Annotated in this window: 6 protein-coding genes and 2 pseudogenes; 6 read left to right on the top strand and 2 right to left on the bottom strand. The window is 59.3% G+C overall.

The genetic code is table 11. The features are described 5' to 3' along the window. Positions 1 to 141: 141 nt before the first annotated feature. From NUV89_RS26685 to NUV89_RS26670, 4 genes are all read left to right on the top strand, one after another. The gene (locus tag NUV89_RS26685) at positions 142 to 774 is read left to right on the top strand and encodes a glutathione S-transferase family protein (RefSeq protein WP_257783675.1); all 633 of its coding nucleotides are present in this window, start codon (positions 142 to 144) and stop codon (positions 772 to 774) included. A 15-nt stretch (positions 775 to 789) separates the two neighbouring features. Further along, the gene (locus NUV89_RS26680; protein WP_257783674.1) at positions 790 to 1,527 is read left to right on the top strand and encodes an NAD(P)-dependent oxidoreductase; all 738 of its coding nucleotides are present in this window, start codon (positions 790 to 792) and stop codon (positions 1,525 to 1,527) included. A gap of 142 nt (positions 1,528 to 1,669) precedes the next feature. Beyond that, positions 1,670 to 2,158: a hypothetical protein gene (locus NUV89_RS26675; protein WP_257783673.1), complete on the top strand. Its 489-nt coding sequence runs from the start codon at positions 1,670 to 1,672 to the stop codon at positions 2,156 to 2,158. A gap of 190 nt (positions 2,159 to 2,348) precedes the next feature. Continuing rightward, on the top strand, positions 2,349 to 2,825 hold the full coding sequence (locus NUV89_RS26670; RefSeq protein ID WP_257783672.1) for a hypothetical protein: 477 nt from the start codon (positions 2,349 to 2,351) through the stop codon (positions 2,823 to 2,825). A 76-nt stretch (positions 2,826 to 2,901) separates the two neighbouring features. On the opposite strand, the pseudogene NUV89_RS30035 reads toward NUV89_RS26670, so the two are convergent. Together NUV89_RS30035 and NUV89_RS30030 are read right to left on the bottom strand one after the other, a co-directional pair. Next, positions 2,902 to 3,315 (bottom strand): annotated as a pseudogene (locus NUV89_RS30035) (methyl-accepting chemotaxis protein); the annotation flags it as partial. 177 nt (positions 3,316 to 3,492) lie between these two features. Then, positions 3,493 to 4,116: pseudogene (locus NUV89_RS30030) on the bottom strand (PAS domain-containing protein); the annotation flags it as partial. A gap of 652 nt (positions 4,117 to 4,768) precedes the next feature. On the opposite strand from NUV89_RS30030, the gene NUV89_RS26660 reads away from it, so the two are divergent. Together NUV89_RS26660 and NUV89_RS26655 are read left to right on the top strand one after the other, a co-directional pair. Beyond that, positions 4,769 to 5,206, top strand: a complete 438-nt coding sequence (locus NUV89_RS26660) for a GNAT family N-acetyltransferase (RefSeq protein WP_257783670.1) — start codon at positions 4,769 to 4,771, stop codon at positions 5,204 to 5,206. 60 nt (positions 5,207 to 5,266) lie between these two features. Continuing rightward, on the top strand, positions 5,267 to 6,085 hold the full coding sequence (locus NUV89_RS26655) for a class I SAM-dependent methyltransferase (RefSeq protein ID WP_257783669.1): 819 nt from the start codon (positions 5,267 to 5,269) through the stop codon (positions 6,083 to 6,085). Positions 6,086 to 6,168 lie beyond the last annotated feature (83 nt).

The raw sequence follows: 6,168 nt of genomic DNA, 5'->3' as shown, positions 1-6,168 counted from the left end.
ACAGGTCACTGAATGTTCCAACTGATACTCCGCATTCGCGAGCAAGCCCGCTCCCACATTTTTTACACCGTTCACTTGGAAATATCGCCGTAGCTTGCGCCCCCTGCTAGATTGGCTGCTCTCCACCGCAAGGAAAGCACCATGGGACACTCTCTGAAAATCTTGGGCCGCACGTCCTCCATCAACGTGCGCAAAGTGCTGTGGACCTGCCAGGAACTCGGCATCGACTACCACCGTGAAGACTGGGGCATCGGCTACAGCCCCACCCAATCCCCCGAATTCCTCGCCCTGAACCCCAACGCCCAGGTGCCAGTGCTGATCGACGATCACGGCGTGCTGTGGGAATCCAACACCATCTGCCGTTACCTCGTCGGTCTCTACGAGCGCCATGACCTGTTGCCCGCCGAACCCGCGCCACGGGCCCGCGTCGAGCAATGGATGGACTGGCAAGCCACCGAGCTCAATCCGTCCTGGGGCTACGCCTTTCATGCGATGGTGCGCCAGAACCCCGACTATCAGGACCCGCAGCGCATCCAGGCCGGCGTGCAAGCCTGGAACAGCAAGATGGGTTTGCTCGAACAGCAGTTGATGAAGACCGGCGCCTTTGTCGCCGGCAATGAATTCACCCTGGCCGATATCCTCGTGGGCTTGTCGGTACACCGCTGGCGCAACGCCCCGCTGGATCATCCGCCCTACCCCGCTGTGGAGGCTTACTATCAGCGCCTCAGCCAGCGCCCAGGTTTCCAGGCCTTCGCCCTCGACGGCCATAACTAAAACAAGGACAACACCGTGAAAGGACTCAACGTACTGCTCACCGGCGCTTGCGGCAGAATCGGCAAGACGTTTTTCGAAGCCTCGAAAGACCGCTACCGCTTCACCCTCACCGACCGCATCGCCCCGGATTTCGCCCTCGGCGAACACCGTTTCGTACACGCCGACCTCAGCGACAAAACCGGCCTGGCGGCGCTGCTCGACGGTATCGACGTGATCGTGCACCTGTCGGGCATCCCCCACGCCAGCGCCTCGTTCGACGAATTGCTGCCGAACAATATCCTCGCCACCACCTACCTGTTCGAAGCCGCCGTGGCCGCTGGCGTACAACGCCTGGTCTTCGCCAGCAGCGCGCAGACCATCGAGGGTTACCCGGTGGACCGCCAGATCACCCCCGGCATGCAGGTGATGCCCGCCAACCTTTATGGCGTGAGCAAATGCTACGGCGAGGCACTCTGCGCCTACTACGCAGCAAAAACCCCGCTATCGACGATTGCCCTGCGCATCGGCGCCTTCGAGTTCGTCGAAACCCACGACCTCAACAACGCCCGCGACCTCAGCGCCTGGCTCAGCCCGCGTGATGCGGTGCAGTTGCTGCAACGCTCGGTGGAAGCCGAGGGCGTGAAGCACCTGATCGCCCATGGCATTTCCAACAACCGCTTCAAGCGCCTGGATTTAAGCGAAACCACGCGGGTGTTGGGTTATCAGCCGCAGGATGACGCGTTCCAGACCTTTGCAATCCCGATCACCTACTGAGGCCCCCACGGCAACGGTTGGCCGCCGACAGGCCAACCGTTGCCGCAACCATCGCGCCATCCCCAATGAAATCGGGGGTTTTACACCCGGCACGCTATTTGCTCCACCTGTGGCACACAGACATTTCCCCAGGTGACCGATCATGCTGGTTAACAACAACACCCAAGCCGTGACCACCGTGCAGCAGCTCAAGCGCTCCGACATGGACCCGGCCAACGCCGCCGCCAGCGCTCTGTACAGCGGCGCCCTGCAAGCGGCGCAGCAAAGCGTGACCGTGCCGGCCGCGCAGAAGGAACTGGACAAGGCCGCCGACCGTATCGACGAAGCCTTCGCCAAGACCCGCGTGCAGTTGCAAACCAGCAGCACGGATGTGCCAGCGGTTAACGCCACATCTTCGGCCCGCGCGGAATTCACCGACTACATGAGCAAATCCCCGGCCGAGCGCATCCGTGAGCAATTGCTCAAGGAACAAGGCTTGACCGAGGCGGATGTGCAGGGCATGTCCCAGGAAAAGCAGGACGCGATCAGCAAGCAAGTAGCGGAGCGCGTGAAGCAGCAGCAAGAACAGCAGGTTGTCGCGAAGGCTACTGACCCGGCACAGGCGGTGAAAGAAACCCTGGCCGCAATATAAGCCAGGCTTTTTTACGCTTAACGATTGCATCGTACCAATTTGTGACCTGCTGATTGAGACGGTGTGTTCATGAATCGACGATTAGAACAACCTGTCAAAGTTCACAGTAGACCCTCAGCGATTTTAAACATTGAATGGATTTTGAAGCCCGCCTAATACGCGACAGCGACAACCATCAGAGGCCTATTCCATGAACATTGAAGTCAGTCCTTTCCCTGGAGACAAGCTAACTGCAGACATGTCGGCCCCAGGATTCCCGGCTAAATTCGTGGCTCATGAGCTATTCGATTTCGCCTACGTAACCACCGCTATGTACGTCAATCAACCACCCCGCACGGTAAGTTTTAGTATCTACCTGCCCAGACCGCTCTCAACGGGGACCTACCCGATTGGCGGTGAAAAAGGGGTCGAGGTCGAGTTAGGACTAAAATCAGACATTTACTGGTCATACGCCAAGGCGCACCAAGGCTCAATTACAGTCAGCCAATATGGGCCGAATTTCTTACTGGTAGCGTCGTTTAACTTTTCTGTCACCGTCACGCCTTTCGAAGGCACGCCTATCACTTTTTCATTCACTAACGGCGCCATATCGATGGTTTTTCTTCATGGGAAAGGTTTGCTCAAAAAGCTCGAAAACGCGTTTCTGCAACAAAAACCAACCCCTTGAAGACGAGCACCACTGTAGTGGGAAAAGCCTACCAGCGCCGGGCTGCTGGTAGGTTTCCAATACCAACCCGCTCACATCATTGCAGTTGCAACGTCGAATTGAACTGACTGATCGCATCCACCACATGCTTCGACCCTTCCTGAATCTCCAGGATCACCTGCCCCGCCTCATTCGCCAGTTCCACCCCAAGCCCCGTGCGGCTCAAGCTCGACTGCATGCTCGACACCGCGCTCAGCGACAGGTCGTGGTTCTTGCGCACCACATCGACAATCTCCACCGTCGCCTGGCTGGTCCTCGCCGCCAGGCTGCGCACCTCGTCAGCCACCACCGCAAACCCGCGTCCATGCTCACCGGCACGCGCCGCTTCGATGGCCGCGTTGAGCGCGAGCATATTGGTCTGCTCGGCGATGCTGCGGATGGTCTGCACAATGGCACCGATGATGTCCGACTGCTTGCTCACCGCGTCGATGCTTTGTGCCGCCTGGTTCAGGTCGTGGGAAATTTCTTCGATGATCTGCACGGTTTGCTGCACCACCTCCGAGCCTTTACGCGCGCAGGCGTCGTTTTGTACCGAGGTGGCGTGGGCCGAATCGGCAGCATTGCGCAAAGTGGTGACCTGATCGGTGATGTCGCTGGCGAACTTCACCACTTTGTACAGGCGCCCGTTGGTGTCGAAGATCGGGTTGTAGGACGCTTCCAGAAACAGCGTCTTGCCGTGTTTGTTTCGGCGCTCAAAGCGGTGGGAATGGTATTCGCCGCGGTTAAGAGAAGCCCAGAACGCCTTGTAGGCCGGTGACTCCACCTCACTGCGATGGCAGAACATGCTGTGGTGCTGGCCGATGATTTCGTCCAACGAGTACTGCACGGTGCGCAGGAAGTTGTCGTTGGCGTTGAGGATCTGCCCCTGCGGGGTGAACTCGATCACCGCCATGGAGCGGCCGATGGCATCGATCAGGCTTTGGTTTTCGTGTTCATGGTGCACCCGCGCGGAAATATCCGACGCTACCTTGATCACGCTCTGCACCTGCTTGTCACTGTCCAGCACCGGCATGTAGCTGGCTTCAAGCCACACTTCCTGGCCGCGCTTGTTCAGGCGCATAAAGGTGCCGCTGATGGCCTCGCCCCGCGCCAGGTCGCGCCAGAGCTTGGCGTAGGGTTCGCTGTGGGTGTAGGCCTCCTCGCAAAAGATCCGATGATGTTTGCCGCGAATCTCCTCGGCGCTGTAGCCCATGGCTTTGCAGAAGTTGTCGTTGGCATCAAGGATCAAGCCATTGCGGTCAAACTCGATCATTGCCATGGAACGGCTGATGGCGGCGAGCTTGGCGTTGGCTTCGGTCAGGGCGCAGGAGAAACGTTCGATTTCTTGCAGGTCGGATTTGTGATGGCGGTTGAACATGGTCAGATCACCCTTGATTCCCGGCGCCTGGTCGGCGCATTCCATTCATCAGTTGGATACTGCTGGCAAACCTTGCATGGGGAACAACCATCTGAATCGCTTTATATGGCAAGCGTCATCACGGTTCTGGGTGAGCATAGACAGGGCTTGGCGCTATGCAAGGCCACTAGTCAGCCAGCATTTTTAACAATGCCCGGGAGGCGGGTGATGGCGTGCACTGATTACAGCGCTGACGGCAGGCGCTGCATGACCTGAAATACGAGCTGAACGTGGGGGGCCTTGCGCCCTCCCACATTTGACCGGGTGTTGGCAGAGGTCCGTTGTAACTCAATGGCCGAACAAGCCGCTCTCGGATTTCTTGGCTTTCTTGTCGGCGCGTTTTTCATCGGCGGTCTTAGCCGGTTTTTTCTTCGCGGCTTTCTTTGAATCCATACCTTTGGCCATGCTGCATGCTCCACTGACAGTGAATGTAACAGTGGGTATACCACCTATTGCCCGGCAGAAGGCGCTTATAATCGCGCCCCCATTCCCACGCCTCCTGAACACCATGCCCGAGTTGACCATCGATCTGCTGGCAGAGCCCCTGTGGCCGCTGCTGAACAAGTTTTATCGCAGCCACAATTCATCGATGAAGGCGCTCAAGGGCGGGCGCTTGTGGGTCGCGCGCGATGGCGAGATCGTCGCCGGCTTGTGCCTGACACCCGTCGTGGGCGGGCAGTGGTTGACCGGGGTGTTTGTGGACCCGGCGTATCGCGGCCAGGGGTTGGCGGCGAAGTTGATTCTGACGGCGGCAGCGGATGGCGAAGGCACGCTGTGGCTGCTGTGCCATCCTGATCTGGAAGGCCTGTACCAGCGCATGGGTTTTACCCAGGACACGTTGCTGCCCCAATCCCTCAGCGAACGACTGGTGCGCTACAAGCGCAACAAGCCGATGATCGCCATGGGCTTAGAACGTTTGGTGCGGTCGACCTCGGATAATGTGTGATCGGCCGATACTGGGCCCATGCTAGCCTCGGCGGCACAGTGGCCCACTTTTCGGAAGATCATGAAAACGACGTTTGCAGCGCTGTCCCTTGCCGCCCTCCTCCTCCCGACCTTCAGCCAGGCCACCGACGCGCCCATCAGCGCCCAGCAGTACGCCAGCGTGCTCGCCGGCAATTGGCGCGACCCGGCCAACAGTGCCCGCGATGGGTATCGCCACCCGCAGCAGACCTTGGAATTCTTCGGCCTGGGCGCCAAACAGACCGTGATCGAGATCACTCCCGGCGGCGGTTGGTACAGCGAACTGCTGGCGCCGTTGCTCAACGACCATGGGCACTACATCGCCGCCGTACAGGCCGCGAGCAGCAGTGCCTACGCGCGTACGTCCGCAGAAAACCTGAAGAAGAAGTTTGCGGCGAACCCGGCGCGGTATGGCAAGGCGCAGGTGGTCGAGTTCGAGCCCAAGGCGCCGGTGTTTGGCCAGCCGGGTTCGGCGGATGCAGTGCTGACCTTTCGCAACGTGCATAACTGGGTAGAGGCAGGCACCGCGCCAGCCACGTTCAGTGCGTTTTATGCGGTGTTGAAACCGGGTGGCGTGCTGGGTGTGGAAGATCACCGGGCCAAGGACGGGGCGGATCTTGCGGCGATCAAGGACACGGGTTACCTGACCACGGCCCAGGTGGTGAAACTGGCCACCGATGCCGGGTTCAAGCTGGCAGCGCAGAGTGAAGTGAACGCCAACCCGAAGGACACCAAGGATTACCCGGCCGGGGTGTGGACGTTGCCGCCGACGTTGAGGCTGGGGGAGCAGGATAAGGCCAGGTATGTGGCGATCGGTGAGTCGGATCGTATGACGTTGCGGTTCGTCAAACCTGCCAAATAACCCGAACTGAACGCGGACCAAATGTGGGAGCGGGCTTGCTCGCGAATGCGGTGGATCAGTCGCCGCATATGTTGACTGGCCCA

The sequence above is a fragment of the Pseudomonas sp. 18.1.10 genome (genome assembly GCF_024655625.1).
Lineage (GTDB): Bacteria > Pseudomonadota > Gammaproteobacteria > Pseudomonadales > Pseudomonadaceae > Aquipseudomonas.
The sequence above is the reverse complement of the archived record's forward strand: the minus strand, read 5'-3'. Positions and strand labels throughout refer to the sequence as shown.